Here is an 18,856-nt window from a genome sequence, read left to right on the forward strand (position 1 = left end):
GGTCATCTGGTTTTCTCGCGTGCTGCCGTACGGTGGGTAGTCACTTTTCCCCGAAGAGAGGACATCATGACCGGGTACGCGCCGGTGAACGGCATGCAGATGTACTACGAGATCCACGGCTCCGGCGGGACGCCGCTGCTCCTGCTGCACGGCGGTCTGTTCAACATCGACCTGCAGTTCGGCGCGCTGATCCCGGGCCTGGCCGCGACCCGCCAGGTCATCGCCGCCGACTTCCAGGGGCATGGGCGCACCAACGACGTCGACCGGCCGCTGACCGTGGCCGACCTGGCCTCCGACGTCGTGGGCCTGCTGAAGCACCTGAACGTGCCGCGGGCGGACGTGTTCGGCTTCAGCGTCGGCGGCGCGGTCGCGCTGCATCTGGCGATCCGCCATCCCGAGCTGGTGCGCAAGGCGATCATCTCGTCGGTGTCCTTCCACCCTCGCGGGGACCGTTCTGAGAACACCGACGCCGTGGGCGAGATGACCGTCGACATGATCGCCGGCACCCCCATGGAGCAGGACTATCTCGCCAAGTCGCCGCACCCGGAGCGGCTGCAGACGCTGCTGGACAAGCTCGGCGCCTTCGACCCCGGCTTCGCCGGCTGGTCGGACGACGACGTCCGCGCCATCGCCGCACCCACCCTGATCACCGTGGGCGACTGCGACGCCGTCAAGCTCGATCACGCCGTGGAGTTCCTACGGCTGCGCGGCGGCGACGTCAACGGCGACTTCGTCGGTGTGCCCGCTTCACAGCTGGCGGTCTTCCCCGGCACGACCCATTTCAACGGACTCGGCCACACCGACGTGGTGCGTGACGTCGTGCTGACCTACCTGGACGCCCCGATGCCCGAGTAGGGCGCGGTCGGCTCAGGCGCAGAAGTCGGTGATGACGCGGGTGAGGACGTCGGTGAGGTGGTCCAGGGAGGCGAGGTCCACCCACTCGACGTCCGCGTGCGCGCCCCCGCCGTCGACGCCGAACAGCAGGCAGGGGATGCCGGCGCGGTCCAGGAGGGAGGCGTCGGTCCAGAAGGGTTCGCCGCGGACCGTGGGCGGGCGGCCGAGGACGGCCTGTGCGTGGCGGGTCACGGCGCGGACCACCTCCGCCTGCGGGTCCGCCTCGAACGGGTCGCGGCGCAGGCCGGGCTTCAGGCGGTGGCGGAAGCCGGGGACGGTGGCGGCCAGGTCGTCCAGGAGGGCGGTCAGTTCCGCCCGCGGATCCTCGCCGGGGACGGTGCGGCGCTCCACCGTGACGCGGCATTCGGCCGGGTAGGTGGAGGGCTCGCGGCCGCCGCGGATGACGGAGGCGTGCACGGTTCCGGCGCCGAGCAGCGGGTGGGACGGGCTCCGCGCGAGCCGCGCTCCCAGGCGCTCCAGCGCGATCAGGAAGTGGCCGGCCTTGGCGATGGCGTCGACGCCGAGGTCGGGCCGCGAGCCATGGGCGGCGCGGCCCTCGATCACCACGTCGAACCAGGCGAAGCCCTTGTGGGCCAGCGTCACCTCCAGATGGCTCGGCTCGGTGACGATCGCCGCGTCGGCGGTGAAGGACCTCAGCACCTCCTCGGTGCCGAAGCTGGCGTGCTCCTCGTCGGCGACGCAGGCCAGGATGACGTCACCGCGCGGCCCGGCGTCGCGGGCGCGGGCGGCGGCGATCATCATGGCCGCGATGCCGCTCTTCATGTCGAACGCGCCCCGGCCGAACATCTTGCCGTCGTGGACGCGCGGGCCGAGGGGGTCGCCGTCGTAGCCGGCCGTACCCACGGTGTCGAGGTGGCCGTTGAGCATGAGCGACCGGCCGCCGCCGGTGCCGCGGGCGACGGCGACGAGCGAGGGGCGGCCCGGACGTTCTTCCAGCCGGTGGACCTCGAAGCCGCGCCCGGCCAGCCACTTGCCGCAGTACCCGGCGACGGCGCTCTCGCCCGCCCCGCCGGGCACCAGGTCCGGGTTGACGGAGTCAAGGGCGATCAACCGCTCCAGAAGGCGTCCGGACTCCATGAACGATCAGGTTACGGACTCCGGGACCGGCTCGGCCAGCTTCCGTGCGGCGGCCATGGTGGCCCGGCCGGACGGCAGCCGGGCGGCGAACGCGATCGCGACGACCGCCGCCACGCCCGCGGCGATCAGCAGGACCTGCACGCTGACCACGTCGGCCAGCGGCCCGAACACGACGGTGCCGAAAGGCGTGGCCAGGGCCATCACGATCGTGACGTAGCTGAACACGCGCCCCTGCATGCCGGGTTCGACGGTCTCCTGGATCAAGGTCATGAACGGGGTCGAGAACGGCGGCACCAGCAGCCCGATCAGGAACATGAACCCGTAGAAGACCCAGAGGTTGGTGCTCAGCCCGAGCGCGACGGTCGCGAGCCCGAAACCGTAGACGGCGATGAGGATCAGCCCCACCGGGCTGCGCTTGGCCAGCACCGTGGACATCAGGACGCCGCCGAGCAGCATGCCGACGCTGAAGGCGACCTCCAGGACGGCCAGCATCCACTCGTCGCGGCCGAAGGTGCGGGCGACCATCAGCGGCGTCATGAACGTGGGCGCCACCGTGAGCAGGAAGATCGTCGCGTACACGACGAGCAGCCAGCGCACGACCGGCTGGCTCTTGATGTAGCGCATGCCCTCGACCAGGTCCTGCCGGTAGGAGGCGGTCGACTCGGTCACCCGCTCCAGCGTCGGGACGGCGACCAGGGCGAGCAGCCCGATGCCGATGACCGCGGTGACCACGTCCAGGAAGAAGACCGGGACGACGCCGAAAGCGGCGAAGATCGCTCCGGCGGCCGCGGGCGCGAGCAGCGCCATCGCCGAGTGGATCGTCTGGAAGATCCCGTTGACGCGCATCAGGTGCTCGCTGGGCACGATCTGCGGGATCATCGCCTGGACCGCGGGGGTCTGGACGCCTGCCCCCACCGAGCGCACCGCGACGGCCAGCAGGACGATCCACAGGTCGGTCACGCCGTTGGCCATCAATATCGCCAGCACCAGCGTCGCCGCGGCGATGCCGCCGTCGGCGATCATCACGAGCACACGGCGGTTCATCCGGTCGGCCAGCACCCCGCCGAAGATCGACACCACGCCCTGCGGCAGGAACGCGGCCACCGCGTAGAGGGCGACCGCCAGCCCGGACTGAGTCTGCAGCGTCACCCACCACATGACCACGTACTGCACGATCATCGAGCCGAACAGCGAAACCGTCTGCCCGGTCAGGAAAAGGGCGACGTTGCGCCGCCAGCCGGTGGTCGTGGTCATGTCGTCTTCCTCTGTGCGCTTGGATCAGTACGCGGGCCACCCTGCCAAGCGGGGATCACCAGCTAACTTCGAACGGTTGAGCGACCCGAGAGATTCCCGCCGGCCGTCATCGGGAGATCAGGACCACGAACTCGTTGCCGTCGGGGTCGGTCATCTCCACCCGGTCCTCGCTCTGCCCGGCCACCGCGGCACCGAGGGAGACGAGACGGTCGACCTCCTCCTGACCGGAGGCGGAGAGGTCGAGGTAGAGCCTGTTCTTCCCGAGTTTGGGCGCCACGGGCGGACCGCCCCACGTGATCTTCGAGCCGCCGTGCGGCGACTGGATCGCGGTCTCCTCGTCCTGGTCCCAGACCAGCGGCCAGCCCAGAGCCTCGCTCCAGAAGTAGCCGACCGCCTGCGTGCCGTCGGACGACAGCGCGCCGATGAACCCGGTGCCGGCCAGGAACTTGTTGCCCGCCTCGATGACGCAGAACTCGTTGCCCTCGGGGTCGGCCAGCACCACATGCCCCTCTTCCGGCAACTGCCCGACGTCGATGTGCTCGGCGCCCAGTTCGAGGGCCCGCGCCACCGTCCGCTCCTGGCCCTCGGGGGACTCGCTCGTCAGATCGAAGTGACACTGGTTCGGGCCCAGCTTCTCGGCCGGGCTCGGAAGGAACCGGAGGGGAAACTCGGTGTCGGCGCCCGGCAGCAGCACCACGCCGTCGCGGGGGTCCTCGGTCACCTCCCGGCCCAGGAGCTCGCCCCAGAAGCGGGCGAGACGGAGTGGATCTTTGGCGTCGAAGCAGAGCGCGGCGAGCTGAGAGGTCATCCGGCATCTCCCATCAGGTGATGTGCGGCACGCACACCAGGCGTGTGAACGACGCAACGCTAGTCGGCCCGCTGACGACGCCGCCAACGCTTTAATCCGGCGGCCTTGCGCGTCCGGCAGCCCCCACGACCATCGTCTTGCGGATCCGGCAAGACCTCGTGCCACATCCGCATACCCGCTCTAACGTGGGGATATGCACCCACACGACGCCTCTCACCACGCCCAGGCGGAAATCCTCGACCTGGACGCCGAAGTCCTCGCCGGCCACCTCGCCGCCATCACCGCATGGCTGCCGATCGATACGCCCCCTCGCCGGATCGTGGACCTCGGCAGCGGAACGGGCGCCGGCACCTTCGCCCTCCTCACCCGCTTCCCCGAGGCGCACGTCATCGCCGTCGACTCCTCGCCCGAGCACCTGCACCGCCTGCGCGAGAAGGCGGGTACCCGCGAGGTGGTCACCATCCAGGCCGACCTCGACACCGGCTGGCCCGATCTGGGCACGCCCGATCTCGTGTGGGCCTCGGCCTCCCTGCACCACCTGGCCGACCCCGGCCGCGCGCTGCGCGAGGTCGGCGACATCCTCGCGCCCGGCGGGCTGTTCGCCGTCGTCGAACTGGCCGGCTTCCCCAGATTCCTGCCCGAGTACGCCCCGCAGGACCGCCCCGGCCTGGAAGAACGCTGCCACGCGGCGAGCGCCCGCTTCCACGCCGAGCACGTGCCGCACCGCGGCGCCGACTGGGGACCGAAGCTGACCGCCGCCGGATTCGTCATCGAGGGCGAACGCACGCTCACCGTCAACATCGGCGGCTCCGGCAACGAGGCGGTCGGCCGCTACGCCCTCGCCAGCCTGCGCCGCATCCGCGAGGGCGTCGCCGGCCTCCTCGCGCCGGAGGACCTCGCCGCGCTCGACCGCCTGCTCGACACCGAAGGCCCGCACAGCATCCTGCGCCGCGACGACCTCATGGTCCGCACCGAACGCACCGTCTGGGCGGCCCGCCCGAAGGGATGATCACGACCATCCGGCCGGCGGGCGCTCAGGCCGGATCGCCGGTGTGCGCGAGGGCCGAGGGGGTCAGCCGGCCGACGATGGCCGGGGCCTCGTGGACGAGGCCGTCGTCCTCCACCGCCTCGACCATGAAACGGGCGTAGTCCACGCGACGGGTCAGGTTGCTCGCGAGGATCGGATCGCCCACGTGCCGGCTCCACACCGGCAGGCCCTGGCTCTCGCCCTCCTCCAAGTCGCTGCCGCGCACGACCGTCCAGCGGGTGTCGCTGGCGAAGATCCGCCGGCACGCCTCCACCTGGTCGTCCACGTCGACGACCCCGGCGATCTTGGCCAGCCGGCCGAACACGGCGGCGTACAGCTTGAAGGCCCGGGGATAGACGTCCTTCCCGTCGCGGGTGATGTGCCAGCCGCAGGAGAACACCAGGCGGGCGTCCTTGCGCGCGTGGTCGAGGACGGCCTGGGCCGTACCGGAGGCATAGCGTTTCCTGCCCCAGGGCACCAGCACCGTGAGGACGGCGTCGCAGTCCCGCACCGCCCGCGCGATGATCGCGGGGGTGTTGGTGGCTCCGGGGATCACCGTGACGCGTCCCTCGAAGTCGGCGAGCTTGGCCACGCTCTGCTCCCGGCACACGCCCACGACCTCGTAGCCCCGGTCCAGCGCGTGCCGCACCAGGTAGCGCCCGAGCTTTCCCGACGCGCCGACGACGCACACCTTCTTGCCCGAACCGATCGGTTCCACGGCCCGCTCCTCTGCTCCGCAACACCTACACTTACGGCGTAAGGGTAGAACCTTGCAGTGTAAGGTTGTCAAGCCGTCCCAGCAGAACAGGCAGGAGAACGTCGTGGACACCGAGACAGCCGGCACGCCTGCGCCCCGGCGCAACACGCTCACCAAAGAGGTGGTGATCCGTACGGCGGTCGCGCTGGCCGACGAGGCGGGCACCGGCGTGCCGAGCATGCGCAGGCTCGGTGACCGCCTCGGCATCGAGGCCATGTCGCTCTACCACCACTTCCGCAACAAGGACCTGATCCTCGACGGCATGATCGACGTGGTCTTCGGCGAGATCGAACTCCCGCCCGCCGGCATGGACTGGCAGGCGGCGATGCGCCGCCGGTCGGCCTCGATGCGCGCGGCCCTCACCCGCCACCCGTGGGCGATCCGCCTCATGGACTCGCGCACCAACCCCGGCAACGCCACCCTGCGCCACCACGACGCGGTCATCGGCTGCCTGCGCTCGGGCGGATTCTCGATCGCCGGCGCCTCGCACGCGATCTCGGTGCTGGACGGCTACATCTACGGGTTCACGCTCCAGGAGCTCAGCCTGCCGTTCACCTCGCCGGAGGGGCTGGAGGACGTGGCGGGTTCGATCATGGAGCAGTTGCCGCACGAGGAGTTCCCGCATCTCAGCGAGATGCTCGCCGAGCGGGGTCTCAAGGGTGACTACGCCTACCAGGAGGAGTTCGACGTCGGCCTCGGGCTGATCCTCGACGGGCTGGAGCGCCGGCGGGAAGGCTGGCGGTAGCCGGTGGTCAGGCCAGGAAGCGCAGCAGTTCCTTGGTGACGAACCGGGGGTTCTCCTCCACGAGCCAGTGCCCGGCCTTCGGCACGTCCACCGCCCGCACGATGTTGGTCAGGCGCGGGGCCACCGTGGCCTTGATCGCCTTGATCTGGCCCTGGGCGCTCATGACCAGGGCCGGGACGCGGACCGGCTTGGCCGCTTTGGCGTCGCCGACGTCCTTGTCCAGGCTGCGGTAGAGGTCGAAGCCGCCGGACAGGGCCGCGGGGCGGCTGTAGGTCCTGGCGTACTCGTTGATCTCGGCGTCGGTGAACGGGGATCGGGTCGAGGTGCCGCCGAACGCGGTGCCGCCGAAGGAGACCTGGGGGTAGAACAGGGCCAGGTAGTCGCGGACGTCGTCCCCCACTACCGTCTCGGGGACCTTGGGCTGGGAGTGGAAGGCGATGTGCCAGCTCAGCGAGCGGTAGGTGCGCGCGTCGATGCCGGGGCCGGGCAGCGGCAGGTCCAGGTAGCCGAGGCGGGCGGTGTCGGCCGGGAACTGGGCGGCGTACTGGAAGGCCACGGCGGCGCCGAGGTCGTGCCCGATCACGCGGGCGTCCCGCACACCCAGGCGCTCGGCCATCAGGGTGTGGACGTAGCGGGCGAGGGTGGCCTTGTCGTAGCCGGTCGGGGAGCCGGTGCTGTCGCCCAGTCCTGGCAGGTCGACGGCGTAGACGGTGTGGTGCTTGGCCAACTCGGGCATGATCGGCCACCAGCCGTACCAGGTCTGCGGCCAGCCGTGCAGCAGGACGACCGGCGGACCGCTGCCGCCGGCCACGTAGTGCATTCGGACGCCGTCCACGTCGGCGAACTCGTGCCGGAAGGTGCTCGTGAACTTGGGGTCGTTCCGCGTGGCGGCGGTGTGGGCAGGAGCGGAGGCGGAAGCGGGAGCGGGCCCGGCCGCCGGTGCGGCGCAGGCGCCCGCGCCGGCGGTGAGCAGGACGGCGAGCGTGAGAGAGGCCATCGTGCGCAGAAGACGGCGTGGCCGTGGTGCGGAGATCATGTGTTCCTGTCCTGGATGAAGGGGTGGAGTCAGCGGCCGGTCGCGCCGTCGATCAGTTCGCGGAGGATGTCCGCGTGACCGGCATGGCGGCCGGTCTCCTCGATCATGTGGACGAGCGCCCAGCGGACACTGCCCGGGTCGGTGTTCCGGTCGAGAACCTCGTTCGCGCGCTCGACCGTCTCCCGGTAGCGGGAGACGACGTCGGCGACGCTGTCGGCCGGCGCCGCCCGGAAGGTCGACGGCCAGTTGGTGACCTTGTCCCCGAGGAACGTCGCGCGCTCGACGAACGTGAGGTGGTTGAGCAGGCCGAGCAGGTTCGTGCCCGACGGCACTGCCGCCGTTCTGACCTGGGGTTCCGGGGCGCCGTCGACCTTCGCGGCGATCGAGTTCCTGAGGTAGTCGAGGAAGCCGCGCAGGACCTCGGTCTCGCCGCCGCCGGTGCGGGGCGGCGGAGTGTCTCTACGGGTCATCGTGATCTCCTTACGGTGCCGTGCGGCGGATGAGCAGGACGTGGTCGGTCACCTCGGCGGTACGCCCGCCGGGACCGGTCGCGATCCGGCGGGGCGAGTCGGCCCGTTCGACCGTCCACGTCGCCGGGTCCAGATCGATCCCCGCGGCGACCTCCAGCGGGGCGGGAAACCGGGCATCGGGATCCTGGTTCCACGACCACGGCGTGGCCGAGCCGTGGTCGACGACCAGCAGGCGCCCGTCCACGCGCAGCGCGTACGCGGCCACCCGCAGCACGCTCGCCCTGTCCAGGTCGAACGGGGTGTGCAGGTAGTGGGCGCAGATCAGGTCGTACCCGCCTCGCGGGAAGGATTCACGCAGGTCATGCCGCTCGGCGACGACCCGCTCGCCCAGGCCGCGGGAACGGGCCAGGCGGGCGAGCCGTTCGACCGCCACGGCCGAGATGTCGGCGGCGGTGACGTGCCAGCCGCGGCGGGCCAGCCACAGCGCGTCGCCGCCGGCGCCGCAGCCGAGGTCCAGCGCGGCGCCGGGCGGCAGGTCCGCGACCGTCTCGGCGAGGCGGTCGTTCGGCCGGGGGTCGGTGGCGGCCGGGCGGGCGGTGTGGACGCCGTCCCAGAACGTGGCCGCATCGGTGGTGCTCATCGAGGTTCCTTCCGTCGTGACGCGCCCAGGTTCACCGGGCTTGCCATGGTTCGGCAAGGAAACTTGCGGTTCTGGCAAGATGGCCCCGTGGACCAAGAAACGGATGACGTGCTCGACGGCGTGGGGACCCGGCTGCGTACGCTGCGGCGGGAACGCGGCCTCACCCTCGCCGACCTCGCCGCGACCACCGGGGTGTCGGAGAGCACCCTGTCCCGGCTGGAAAGCGGGCAGCGCCGGGCGACGCTGGAGTTGTTGCTGCCGCTGGCGCGTACCTACGACGTGCCGCTGGACGACCTGGTCGGCGCTCCGCGCACGGGCGACCCCCGCATCCATCTGAAGCCGGTGCAACGTTTCGGGATGATCTTCATCCCGTTGTCCAGGCGGCCGGGCGGGGTGCACGCGTTCAAGATGATCATCCCGGCCGTGCCGGAGCCGCTCGAGCCGACCCCGCAGACCCACGACGGCTTCGAGTGGCTGTACGTGCTCAGCGGGCGGCTGCGGCTGGTGCTCGGGGAGCGTGACCTGACGCTGCCGGCCGGTGAGGCGGCCGAGTTCGACACGTCCCTGCCGCACTGGCTGGGCAGCGCCGACGGGGGAGCGGTCGAGCTGCTCATCCTGTTCGGCCTGCAGGGCGAGCGCGCGCACGTGCGCGCCCACCCTCACCAACGCCGCTGACCTGGTATTTCCATATGGAGTTATACCAGCGTTTACAAATTCCCTTCCCATCAGATCAGGAATATGGTCAAACGCTTTTCCTATACGGAAAGAGTTCCGGCAATTTCCGCCCTTCCTTAATTGCCAATCGGTGATTAAAATCACGTCGATGACGACGCATCTGGCTCGTTACCTCACACCGATGGAGGACAGCTCCCGGTGGGACGGGTTCGAATTCCGGCCTGGCGACATTGTCATCAATTCGCCGGCGAAGTGCGGCACCACCTGGACGCAGATGATCTGCGCGCTCCTGATCTTCCAGACGCCCCGGCTGCCCGCGCCCCTGTCCAGCCTCTCCCCGTGGATCGACATGCTCGTGCGTCCGAAGCAGGAGGTCTGGGACCGCCTGGCCGCGCAGCAGCACCGCCGTTTCATCAAGACCCACATCCCGCTCGACGGAATCCCGAGCGATCCGCAGGTCACCTACATCACTGTGGGCCGTGACCCCCGCGACGTCGCCATATCCCTGCGCAGCCACGGCAAGAACCTCAAGCGCGACGTGATCCGCCGCCTGATCAACCAGGCCGCCCACCCCGGTCCCGGCGGGTCGGAGGCGCCGGTGGACGCCTATGACGAGCGGGACCTGCTCGACGAGCGGTCGTACACCTTACGCTGGGTGGACAACGACGACTCGCCGTTCGTCAACCTCGACTCGCTGCGTGCGCTGATCTGGACGCAGAGCCGCGCCTGGGTGCGCCGCGAGCAGCCGAACGTCATCCTGCTGCACTACGCCGACCTGTCCGCCGACCTCGCCGGGCAGATGCGCCGGCTCGCGGAACGGCTCGGCATCGACATCCCCGAGAGCAGGTGGCCCGAACTGGTCGAGGCGGCCACGTTCCGGCAGATGCGCGACCGCGCGACCGAACTGGCGCCCGACGAGCAACTGGGCTACATCCGTGATCGCGAACGCTTTTTCCGCAGCGGCAAGTCAGGCGAATGGGAGCAGTTCCTCACCACCGAGGACCGGGCGCGCTACGACCGCCGGATGGCCGAACTCGCGGAGCCCGGCTTGCTGGAATGGCTCCATCACAGACCCGATAACCGATGATAAATCAGGAAATTCCGGATAAACCACCCGACGCGCTTGAGTTTGTGACGGTCGAGCGCGTCCCCTCGTTAGGCGGCATTTCCGAGCGTGCGTGGAATGACGTCGCCGACCCGCGGGACCTGTACCAGAGCCACGCGTGGCTGCGGGCCCTGGAGCAGTCCGGTGACGCACCCGTCACGTACCTGATAGCCCGGCGGCCCGGGGACCCGCGCGTCCTCGGCGTCCTGCCCCTCTACGACTCACTCCCCAGCCGCGGCGACTACCTGAGCTGGCCCGAACTGCACTTTCGCGACCTCATCGCCGCGAGCTCGCGCGGTGGCCGGCTGGGACTGCTGGCCGGCTCCTGCGCGGGGTTCGGCACGCGGCTCATCGTGGACCGCGCCCTGCCGAGCCCGGCCAAGACCGCCGTCCTGCGCGCGCTCCGGGACGCCGCCCGCGCCGTCGCGGCCGAGCGCGGGCTCCCGTACACGTTCTTCCTGTTTCTCGACGCCGCCGCGTGGAGAGAGCTCGCACCGGTGACCGCAGACGGAGATCACCACCGGCTGGCGAGCGTCGCGCAGACCGAGCTGGAGCTCCCCGGAGCGGGCTTCGAGGACTACCTGGCGACGCTGCCGCGCAACACCCGCACCAGCGCGCGCAGGGAGACGGGCGTCTTCGCCAAGGAGTGTTCGGCCGAGACCGTGCCTCTCCGGGAAGCCATCCCGGCCGTGGCTCCGATGATCGTGAACGTGCGGGCCAAGCACGGGATGGCGTACAGCGTGGACGTGGTCACGCGGCGCCTGTCGGCCTATGCCCGTGCGCTCGGGGACGCCGCGGCCACGGCCCTGCTGTGCCGGGCGGGGAGCCGGCTCGTCGGCGCCGGGGTCATGTGCCGCTGGCATGACCGGCTGTACGTGACCGATTTCGGGCGCCTCGACGACGGGGCGCCCGACCCGTTCGTGTACTTCAACGCGGCGATCTACGAACCCGTCAAGCACGCCTACGCGGCCGGGCTGTCGAGGGTCGTCACCGGCGCGGGGGCGGAGCTGGGCAAGGCCCGGCGCGGTTCGGCCGTGCTCCCGCTGGTGCACCTGGCGTGGGCGGCGGACGGCCGGGACCGGCGGATCGGCACCGAGCAGGCGGAGGAACGCAGGACGCACTGGCGCCAGTTACGCAGCGCTCACCCCACCTACTTCCCCGCGGTGTGGGATGAGCTGTTGTGACGTGACAACGAGGGAGAACAGCGTGAGCCGAGGCCACGAACGGGGGCTTCTCGGACGGCCTCGGGACCCGGGCGCCGTCGCCCTGGTCCACGAGGGCCGTGCCTTCACCTTCGGCGACGTCGCCGCACTCGGCGCGGACGTCGGCAACCATGTCGGGAGTCACCTACTGAAGCGCCGCGTGGTGGGCGTGCCGGCCGAGCGGAGCCCGGAGTTCGTCGCGCGGCTCGCGGGGGTCTGGGCGGCGGGAGCCGTACCGGCGATCCTGGGGGACTGGGGTCCCGAGCGGGTACGCGGCGCGCTGACGGCCGCCCGCGCCGCGGCGACCTTCGGACCGTCGGGCGCCCTGGAACTTCTGGACACCACCGCGGACGAGCAGCCGCAAGAGGCCAGCCACATCCTCTTCACCTCCGGCACGACGGGCAGCCCCAAGGGGATCGTGGTCGGGCGACCCGCTTTCGAGGCCGCCAGCACGGCGTTCTTCGACGAACTGCCCATGGACGGATCCGATCGGGTCGCCTTCCTCAGCAGGCCGGGCCACGACCCGAGCCTGCGGGAGCTGATCGCGCCCTGGCTCACCGGCGCGACGTTGTTCATCCCCGGCCGCCGCACGGCGGCCGATCCCCGGCTGACGGCGGCCTGGCTGGCGGAGCACGCCATCACCGTGCTCCAGGGCTCCCCGGTCCTGCTGCGGCTCATGGCGGGCTCGTCGCCGCCCGTCGGCAGCCTGCGGCTGGTCTGCTCGGCGGGAGCCCGGCTCACGGCCGCGACGCTGCGGGCGACGGCCCGGTTCGCCCCCAACGCCACCATCGCCAACTGTTACGGCGCGTCGGAGACCCCGCAGGTGCTGTGCATGCACCGGGTGCCGCCCGGAGAGGGGGCCGTGAGCGAGGACCCGGTTCCCATCGGACGCCCCCTCGGCCATGCCGTCACCAGGATCGTCCCCGCCGACGGTGAAGGGCGGCTGCACGTTGAAGAAGCCGCCTGCGCGCTCGGCTACACCGACGGAACGCCTCTGCTGACTCCCGGCCAGGACGGGCGCGGCTGGTACGACACCGGTGACATCGTCAGCCGGCTGCCGGACGGCTCGATGTGCTTCGTCCGGCGGGCGGACCGGCAGGTCCAGGTCAACGGCGCCCGGGTGGAGCTGGACGAGATCGAGGGCGCGGCGGCCAAGGTCGCCGGTGTCGTCGAGTCGGTGGCGACGTTCGTCGAGGACGGCGGGGGCGTCGGGTCCGTGCGCCTGACCGTCGTGGGCGGCACCACGACGGAGGACGAGGTCCGCGCGGTGCTGCGCGACCACCTGGACCCCGCGGTCATGCCGTCGAGCATCGAGGTGCGGGACGCGTGGCCGGACGACGACCAAGGCGACGACGACCCGGCGACGCTGATGGAGGTTCTGCGCGAAAGCGCGCGGTCGGCTCTCGGCGGCGGCGAGATCGACCCTGACGGCGGCTTCTTCGAGGCCGGGTTCACGTCGATGTCGCTCATGGCCTTCGTGTCGGAGGTCTCGGTCCGGCTCGGGACGGAGATCTCTCCCCTGCTGGTCTTCCAGTATCCGAGCCTGAACAGCTTCGCCGGCTATCTTCGGAGGGCGGATGATGATGGGCAACCTCGTTGAGCCGATCGCGATCGTCGGGATGGCCGGCCGGTTCCCGGCGGCGCCGGACACCCGGCGGCTCTGGGAGATCCTCGTGGCCGGCGAGGAGGCGGTGCGTTTCCCCGCCGAGGCCGAGCTCCGCGCGAGCGGCGTGCCGGGCGCGGCGCTGGAGGACGCGGCCTACGTCAGGGCGGTGGCGGAACCGGCGGGCCTCGACCTGTTCGACGCCGGGTTCTTCGGCCTGACCCGGCGGGAGGCCGAGACCTGCGACCCCCAGCTACGGCTGTATCTGGAGACGGCGCACGCCGCCGTCGAGAACGCGGGCTACGACCCCGCGAAACTGGGCAGAACGGGCGTGTTCTCGTCGGTCGCCGCGAACCGGTACGCCATCGGCCGGGTGCTCGGCAGCCTGGAGGCCCTGCGCAGCGCCACCGGCATGGCCGCCGGCATGTGGAACAACCCCGACAGCGCCTCGACGCTGGTCTCCTACAAGCTGAACCTGCACGGGCCGAGCATGACCGTGCAGACCGCGTGTTCGAGCTCGCTCGTGGCCGTGCATCTCGCCGTGAACGCGCTGCGCCTCCAGGAGTGCGACGTCGCGCTGGCCGGTGGCGCGGACGTCGAGTTCCCGGTCGGTCACGGGTACTGGTGGGCCCAGGACGGCCCGCTGAGCCGCGACGGCCACTGCCGCCCCTTCGACGCGGCCGCCACCGGCACGATCTTCGCCAGCGGCGCCGGCGTCGTGGTGCTCAAGCGGCTCGCCGACGCCCTGGCCGACGGGGACCGGATCTCCGCGGTGATCCGCGCCGTGGCGGTCAACAACGACGGCGCGGCCAAGGTCGGCTTCACCGCGCCCAGCGCCGACCGGCAGGCGGAGGTCGTGCTGAGCGCCATGGAGGCCGCCGACGTGGGCCCCGAGGACATCGGGTACGTGGAGGCGCACGCCACCGCGACCCGCCTGGGTGATGCCATCGAGATCTCGGCGCTGAAGAAGGCGTTCCGCGGCCGGGCCCCGTCGCAACCCGCGGTCCCGATCGGATCGATCAAGGGAAACGTGGGCCACCTGGGTCACGCGTCGGGCATCACCTCGCTGATCAAGGCGGCGCTGTCGCTGAGCCACGAGCAGATTCCGGCGAGCATCAACGTCGAGAACGTCAACCCGCTGCTCGGCCTCGAGAACTCGCCGTTCGTCGTCAACGACAAGTCGCGGCCGTGGCCGCGACAGGGTGGCCGGCGGCGCCTGGCCGGGGTCAGCTCCTTCGGCATCGGCGGCACGAACGCGCACGCGATCCTCGAAGAGGCGCCGTCCCGCGTGACCGAACCGGCTCCGGAGCCGGTGCAGCTGATCGTCTGGTCGGGACGGACCCCGGCCGCGGCCGAGGCGTATCCGCAGCGGCTCGCCCGGTTCTTCGAGGACTGCGCGGAGCCGCTCTCCGACGTCGCGTTCACCCTGCAGAAGGGGCGCACGCCGCACCCGGTCCGGGGGGCCGTGGTGGTGGAGAGCGTGGCCGACGCGGCCGCCGCCGTCCTCGATCCCGCGCGGCGGATCGTGACGCCGGAGGAGCGGGCGGAGCGCGGCACCGTGTTCCTGTTCCCGGGAGAAGAGGCGCGGCACGAACGTATGGCGGCGGAGCTCCATCGCACCGAACCGGTGTTCCGCGCGGCGTTCGACGAGTGTTCCGCCCTGTTCGCGGCCCAGGGGCGGCGGGACGCGTCGCCGTTCAGCGTCGAGTACGCGCTGGGACGGCTGTGGCTGACGCTGGGCGTCGAGCCCGGCGCGCTGCTCGGCCAGGGCGTCGGAGAGCTCGCGGCCGCCGCGCTCGCCGAGGTGTTCACACTCCCGGAAGCGGTACGGCTGGTCAGCGCCCGTGCGAGCGGCTCCGCCGAACTCCTGCGCCTGGCCTTCGACGGCATCGCGCCGCGCAGACCCCGCTGGAAGATCTACTCCGCCTCCACCGGCGGCCCGGCCGAGGCGCGGAGCGTGGACTTCTGGATCCGGCAGCTCACCGGGCCCGCCCTGTTCTCACAGGCGCTGGAGGCCGTGCTGTCGGACGGTGACCGGGTGCTGCTGGAGGTGGGCCCGGGGCGGACGCTCACCACCCTGGCCCGCGCGCATCCGCAGGTACGCGCCAAGCGGCACCTGGCGATCCCGACGCTCCCGAGCGGGCCGTCGAAGGGCGCCACGGAACGCAGCTCCTTCCTGCACGCCCTGGCCCGGCTGTGGACCCTGGGCACGGAGGTGAACTGGCCGGCGGGGCCGCGTGCGCGCGTACCGCTGCCGGGATATCCGTACCAGCGCGAGCGGTTCTGGATCGAGCAGCGCGCCGCGCCCGTCGTCGAGGAAGTCGAGGAAACGGAACGCCAGGCGGTGTTCCGGCTTCCCACGTGGGTGGAGGCCGCACCTGCCGCACCTGACGGTGCTGACGTTCCCGGTCCCTCGCTGGTGTTCCTGCCCGCCGACGCGCGACGGGCCGGCGACCTGCTCGCCCTGCTCGGCGACGTGCCGCGGGTGCCGTACGGCACCGCGTCCGCCGACGTCGCCCGGCTGCTGGACGAGCTGCGCGAAGAGCACCGGTACCCGGAGCTCATCATCGACGCGACACAGCTCGGCGCCCTGGCCGAACCCGATCTGAGCGGCATCGACGCCCAGCTCGACGCCGGATTCCACCGCCTCGTCGAGCTTCTGCGGGAGGCGGCGCGCCGGGCGCCCGACAAGCGCGCCCGCGACGTCCTGGTCCTCGCCGAGCGGTCCGCGGACGTGACGGGCGGCGAAAGCGTGCATCCGGTACGCGCCATGCTGCTCGGCCTCCTGCGGAGCTACATGCTCGAGAACCCGCGCGCCACGTGCAAGCTCGTCGACGTCCAGGACGGCGTCAGCGGAGATCGGCTGCTCGCGGAGCTGCGCGGCCCGCGGCGATCGGAGATCGTCGCCCTGCGCGGGGACCGGCGCTGGGTCCCCGGCGAGCGCGAACTCGTCCCCGGCGGTCCCGGCCCGGTCGACCTGCGGCACGGGGGCGCCTACGTCATCACCGGCGGGCTCGGCGGCCTCGGCCTGGCCGTGGCGCGCGGCCTGGCGGAGACCGGTACACGGCCGCGGCTGCTGCTGCTCGGCCGCACCGCGACGGACGGGCACGACGCCGCGCTCGCCGCGATCCGGGCCCTGGGCGCCGAGTGCCGCTTCGAGACCTGCGACGTGACCGACGCGGCCGCGCTGCGGCGCGTGCTCGACTCCTTCGGGGTCGCCAACGGGGTGTTCCACCTCGCGGGCGTGGCGGGCGACGGCATGATCCAGTTCCGGACGCGGGCGCAGATGGCGGCGACGCTCGCGCCCAAGGTTCACGGAACGCTGGCGCTGGTCGAGGTCCTGGGGGGCCGGGCCGGCCTGGACTTCTTCGTGGCCTTCTCCAGCCGCGCCGCGCTGCGGGGCCTGGTCGGCAGCGCCGACTACGCCGCGGCGAACGCCTTCCTCGACGCGGTGGTACGCCGCCAGCCCTTGGCCGGTGTCGCCTCGACCACCATCAACTGGCCGTCGTGGTCCGAGGTCGGCATGGCCGCCCGCCAGAGCGCGCGTGCGGCGTCGGCGACGGAGGTGCGGTGGTCGGCCCCGCTGTCGGCCGAGGACTATCCGATCCTGGACGAACACCGCATGGACGGCGTCCCGGTCCTGCCCGGCACCGCCCAGGTCGACTTCGTGCTGCGCGCCTTCCGCGAGGCGATCGGCCACCCGGACGGGCGGCCCGCGCAGCTGCGCCACATGGTCTTCCGGCAGCCGATCACCACCCCGGAGCCCGTCTGCCTGGAGGTCGGCTTCGAGCCGCACGATGACTCCTGGCGGTTCACCGTCCGCACCGCGCCGCCGTCCTCCGGCGACTACCGCGTCCACACGACGGGTGAGATCGGGCTGGTGGACGCCGGCGCCGGTGAGGTGGACCTGGACGGCCTGCGCGCGTCGCTGCCCGATCGGCGGGTCCCCGTCAACGACGCCGGGAACCGGCTGTTCACCATCGGCCCGCACTGGCCGGAGGAGGAGATCTGGACCTCCGGGGCGGACGCGGGCACGAAGCTGGCCGTCCTCACCTTTCCCGAGGCGTTCGGCCACGAGCTCGCCGAGCACGCGCTGCACCCCACCCTCCTGGACGCGGCGGTGTCACTGGCCCGCGATCCCGACCATGAGCCGCCGCACGCGCCGTTCGCCTACCAGTCGATCGTGGTGCACCGGCCGATCCCGGCGCGTGCGTACAGCCACATCCGCCGCCGCCCGAGCGGTTCTGACACGATCGTGGCCGACATCGACGTGCTGACGGCCGCCGGTGAGGTCGCGGTCGAGGTCAGGGGCTTCACCATGCGCCGCGTCGACGAGTCCATGGTGGCCCCGCGCGAGCAGCGAGGCGCCGGCGACGGGATCACGCCCGCGACCGGGGTCGGCATGCTGCTGCGCATCCTGCGGGGACCCGGCCACCGGCAGGTGGCGATCACCATGTCGGGACAGGACGCGGTCCTGCGGAACGCCGCGGTCAGGCCGGACGCCCCAGACGTCGAGCGGCGGAGCTCACCCGGGCGCGACCCGGGCGGCGCGCCGTCGGAGGAGGAGTCACTGGAGGTCCGGCTGACGCGGATGTGGTGCGCCGCGTTCGGCGCGGACGCGGTCGGCCCCGACGACGACTTCTTCGAGCTGGGCGGCGACTCCTTCACCGCGGTGGAGCTGGTGGAGGAGATCCGCCGCGCGTTCGGCGTGGACGTCGGCATCGCGGCCATCTTCGACCACCCGACGGTGACCGAACTGGTCGCCGAGCTGCGGCGGCTGACCGGGTGAGATCAGCGAACCTTTCCGACCCATTCGCGAAGCGTCTCGGGATCGAGCCGCTCGACCATCTGGTGGCCGCCCTCGACCATCTGGACCGACACCTCGTCCGTCGTGTACTGGTTCCAGTCGTTGAGACACTCGGTGTCGCAGGAGCTCGCGTCGCCGGTGGCGCCGACCGCGATGATCGGCGTGTGCAGCATCGGGCGCGGATCCGCCTCCAGATAGCGGTTGAGCAGGTGGTACTCGGATCGCCACAGACGTGCGTACTCCGGCAGGGCCGCCGTGTCCGTGATGTGCCGCGGCGCCTCGATCTCCTCGGCCAGCGCCCGGTCGGGCAGCTCGGCCAGAGGGGAGAGGGGCGTGCGGTGCGGCGGGTACTGGCACAGGACGACGGTGCCGCGAAGCCGCCCTTCCAGGTGCCTGGCCGCCTCCAGGCAGACCAGACCGCCCATGCTGTGGCCCACCAGCACCACGTCCGTGGCACCGGACGTCGTGACGAGGGACGCCAGCGCCGCGCCCCGCTCGTCGACGGAGGGTACGCTCATCGGCTCGCTCCAGCTGGCCCGGCGGATGACGGGTAACCGCCCCGGTTCGTTCCACTGGTCCACGAACTTCGTCCGGCCGCCCAGGCCGGGGACGAAGATGACGGCCGGGCCGCCGTCGAGTGCCGGGCTGACGATGTAGTTCGCAGACTCCTGACCACCCACGTCATTCGCTCCTATTGCCACCAATTGACGAAGTGTGAGGACATGCCTTACCAGC

The 18,856-nt window shown here is 71.6% G+C and carries 16 protein-coding genes; 8 read left to right on the forward strand and 8 right to left on the reverse strand.

All coding sequences use genetic code 11. The features are described 5' to 3' along the window. Window positions 1-66: 66 nt before the first annotated feature. A complete protein-coding gene (locus ACFWYW_RS22200; RefSeq protein ID WP_379620981.1) occupies window positions 67-855 on the forward strand; it encodes an alpha/beta fold hydrolase in 789 nt (262 codons plus the stop codon). 12 nt (window positions 856-867) lie between these two features. Here the strand turns inward: ACFWYW_RS22200 and ACFWYW_RS22205 are convergent, their stop codons facing one another. The 3 genes from ACFWYW_RS22205 to ACFWYW_RS22215 all read right to left on the reverse strand — a co-directional run bounded on the left by ACFWYW_RS22205 (window position 868) and on the right by ACFWYW_RS22215 (window position 4,054). Beyond that, window positions 868-1,992 (reverse strand): M20/M25/M40 family metallo-hydrolase, encoded by a 1,125-nt coding sequence (locus ACFWYW_RS22205; RefSeq protein WP_379620979.1) that lies wholly within the window; start codon window positions 1,990-1,992, stop codon window positions 868-870. A gap of 6 nt (window positions 1,993-1,998) precedes the next feature. Then, on the reverse strand, window positions 1,999-3,246 hold the full coding sequence (locus ACFWYW_RS22210) for an MFS transporter (RefSeq protein WP_379620977.1): 1,248 nt from the start codon (window positions 3,244-3,246) through the stop codon (window positions 1,999-2,001). A 106-nt stretch (window positions 3,247-3,352) separates the two neighbouring features. Then, the gene (locus tag ACFWYW_RS22215; protein ID WP_379620975.1) at window positions 3,353-4,054 is read right to left on the reverse strand and encodes a VOC family protein; all 702 of its coding nucleotides are present in this window, start codon (window positions 4,052-4,054) and stop codon (window positions 3,353-3,355) included. Window positions 4,055-4,247: 193 nt separating this feature from the next. Here ACFWYW_RS22215 and ACFWYW_RS22220 point away from each other — a divergent pair, with 193 nt between their 5' ends. After that, window positions 4,248-5,063, forward strand: a complete 816-nt coding sequence (locus ACFWYW_RS22220) for a class I SAM-dependent methyltransferase (protein ID WP_379620973.1) — start codon at window positions 4,248-4,250, stop codon at window positions 5,061-5,063. A 25-nt stretch (window positions 5,064-5,088) separates the two neighbouring features. Here the strand turns inward: ACFWYW_RS22220 and ACFWYW_RS22225 are convergent, their stop codons facing one another. Next, window positions 5,089-5,799, reverse strand: coding sequence for an NAD(P)-dependent oxidoreductase (locus ACFWYW_RS22225; RefSeq protein WP_379620971.1), 711 nt, complete (start codon window positions 5,797-5,799; stop codon window positions 5,089-5,091). Window positions 5,800-5,902: 103 nt separating this feature from the next. On the opposite strand from ACFWYW_RS22225, the gene ACFWYW_RS22230 reads away from it, so the two are divergent. Further along, window positions 5,903-6,583, forward strand: a complete 681-nt coding sequence (locus tag ACFWYW_RS22230; RefSeq protein ID WP_379620969.1) for a TetR/AcrR family transcriptional regulator — start codon at window positions 5,903-5,905, stop codon at window positions 6,581-6,583. A gap of 7 nt (window positions 6,584-6,590) precedes the next feature. On the opposite strand, the gene ACFWYW_RS22235 is transcribed toward ACFWYW_RS22230, so the two are convergent. The 3 genes from ACFWYW_RS22235 to ACFWYW_RS22245 all read right to left on the reverse strand — a co-directional run bounded on the left by ACFWYW_RS22235 (window position 6,591) and on the right by ACFWYW_RS22245 (window position 8,729). Beyond that, entirely contained in the window at window positions 6,591-7,580 is a 990-nt protein-coding gene (locus tag ACFWYW_RS22235; protein ID WP_379620967.1) for an alpha/beta fold hydrolase, read from the reverse strand. 68 nt (window positions 7,581-7,648) lie between these two features. After that, window positions 7,649-8,089 carry a DinB family protein gene (locus ACFWYW_RS22240; protein ID WP_379620965.1) on the reverse strand — a complete coding sequence of 147 codons (441 nt, stop codon included), beginning with the start codon at window positions 8,087-8,089 and terminating at the stop codon, window positions 7,649-7,651. Between the two features lie 10 nt (window positions 8,090-8,099). Further along, a complete protein-coding gene (locus ACFWYW_RS22245; RefSeq protein WP_379620963.1) occupies window positions 8,100-8,729 on the reverse strand; it encodes a class I SAM-dependent methyltransferase in 630 nt (209 codons plus the stop codon). 87 nt (window positions 8,730-8,816) lie between these two features. On the opposite strand from ACFWYW_RS22245, the gene ACFWYW_RS22250 reads away from it, so the two are divergent. From ACFWYW_RS22250 to ACFWYW_RS22270, 5 genes are all read left to right on the forward strand, one after another. Then, on the forward strand, window positions 8,817-9,404 hold the full coding sequence (locus ACFWYW_RS22250; RefSeq protein ID WP_379620961.1) for a helix-turn-helix domain-containing protein: 588 nt from the start codon (window positions 8,817-8,819) through the stop codon (window positions 9,402-9,404). A gap of 148 nt (window positions 9,405-9,552) precedes the next feature. Beyond that, window positions 9,553-10,491, forward strand: a complete 939-nt coding sequence (locus tag ACFWYW_RS22255; RefSeq protein WP_379620959.1) for a sulfotransferase domain-containing protein — start codon at window positions 9,553-9,555, stop codon at window positions 10,489-10,491. A gap of 44 nt (window positions 10,492-10,535) precedes the next feature. Further along, window positions 10,536-11,693, forward strand: a complete 1,158-nt coding sequence (locus tag ACFWYW_RS22260; protein ID WP_379620957.1) for a peptidogalycan biosysnthesis protein — start codon at window positions 10,536-10,538, stop codon at window positions 11,691-11,693. Between the two features lie 22 nt (window positions 11,694-11,715). After that, window positions 11,716-13,311, forward strand: coding sequence for a non-ribosomal peptide synthetase (locus tag ACFWYW_RS22265; RefSeq protein WP_379620955.1), 1,596 nt, complete (start codon window positions 11,716-11,718; stop codon window positions 13,309-13,311). Continuing rightward, the gene (locus ACFWYW_RS22270) at window positions 13,289-18,103 is read left to right on the forward strand and encodes an SDR family NAD(P)-dependent oxidoreductase (protein ID WP_379620953.1); all 4,815 of its coding nucleotides are present in this window, start codon (window positions 13,289-13,291) and stop codon (window positions 18,101-18,103) included. Before ACFWYW_RS22265 ends, ACFWYW_RS22270 begins: the two co-directional genes overlap by 23 nt. Window positions 18,104-18,105: 2 nt before the next feature. Here the strand turns inward: ACFWYW_RS22270 and ACFWYW_RS22275 are convergent, their stop codons facing one another. After that, the gene (locus ACFWYW_RS22275) at window positions 18,106-18,801 is read right to left on the reverse strand and encodes a thioesterase II family protein (protein WP_379620951.1); all 696 of its coding nucleotides are present in this window, start codon (window positions 18,799-18,801) and stop codon (window positions 18,106-18,108) included. Window positions 18,802-18,856 lie beyond the last annotated feature (55 nt).

The organism is Nonomuraea sp. NPDC059023 (genome assembly GCF_042740095.1).
In the GTDB taxonomy this organism is placed as follows: Bacteria; Actinomycetota; Actinomycetes; order Streptosporangiales; family Streptosporangiaceae; genus Nonomuraea.

Coding starts and splice junctions, on each gene's coding strand:
- ACFWYW_RS22200 (WP_379620981.1), top strand. CDS start 67: ATGACCGGGTACGCGCCGGTGAACGGCATGCAGATGTACTACGAGATC.
- ACFWYW_RS22205 (WP_379620979.1), bottom strand. CDS start 1,992: ATGGAGTCCGGACGCCTTCTGGAGCGGTTGATCGCCCTTGACTCCGTC.
- ACFWYW_RS22210 (WP_379620977.1), bottom strand. CDS start 3,246: ATGACCACGACCACCGGCTGGCGGCGCAACGTCGCCCTTTTCCTGACC.
- ACFWYW_RS22215 (WP_379620975.1), bottom strand. CDS start 4,054: ATGACCTCTCAGCTCGCCGCGCTCTGCTTCGACGCCAAAGATCCACTC.
- ACFWYW_RS22220 (WP_379620973.1), top strand. CDS start 4,248: ATGCACCCACACGACGCCTCTCACCACGCCCAGGCGGAAATCCTCGAC.
- ACFWYW_RS22235 (WP_379620967.1), bottom strand. CDS start 7,580: ATGGCCTCTCTCACGCTCGCCGTCCTGCTCACCGCCGGCGCGGGCGCC.
- ACFWYW_RS22240 (WP_379620965.1), bottom strand. CDS start 8,089: ATGACCCGTAGAGACACTCCGCCGCCCCGCACCGGCGGCGGCGAGACC.
- ACFWYW_RS22245 (WP_379620963.1), bottom strand. CDS start 8,729: ATGAGCACCACCGATGCGGCCACGTTCTGGGACGGCGTCCACACCGCC.
- ACFWYW_RS22255 (WP_379620959.1), top strand. CDS start 9,553: ATGACGACGCATCTGGCTCGTTACCTCACACCGATGGAGGACAGCTCC.
- ACFWYW_RS22270 (WP_379620953.1), top strand. CDS start 13,289: ATGATGATGGGCAACCTCGTTGAGCCGATCGCGATCGTCGGGATGGCC.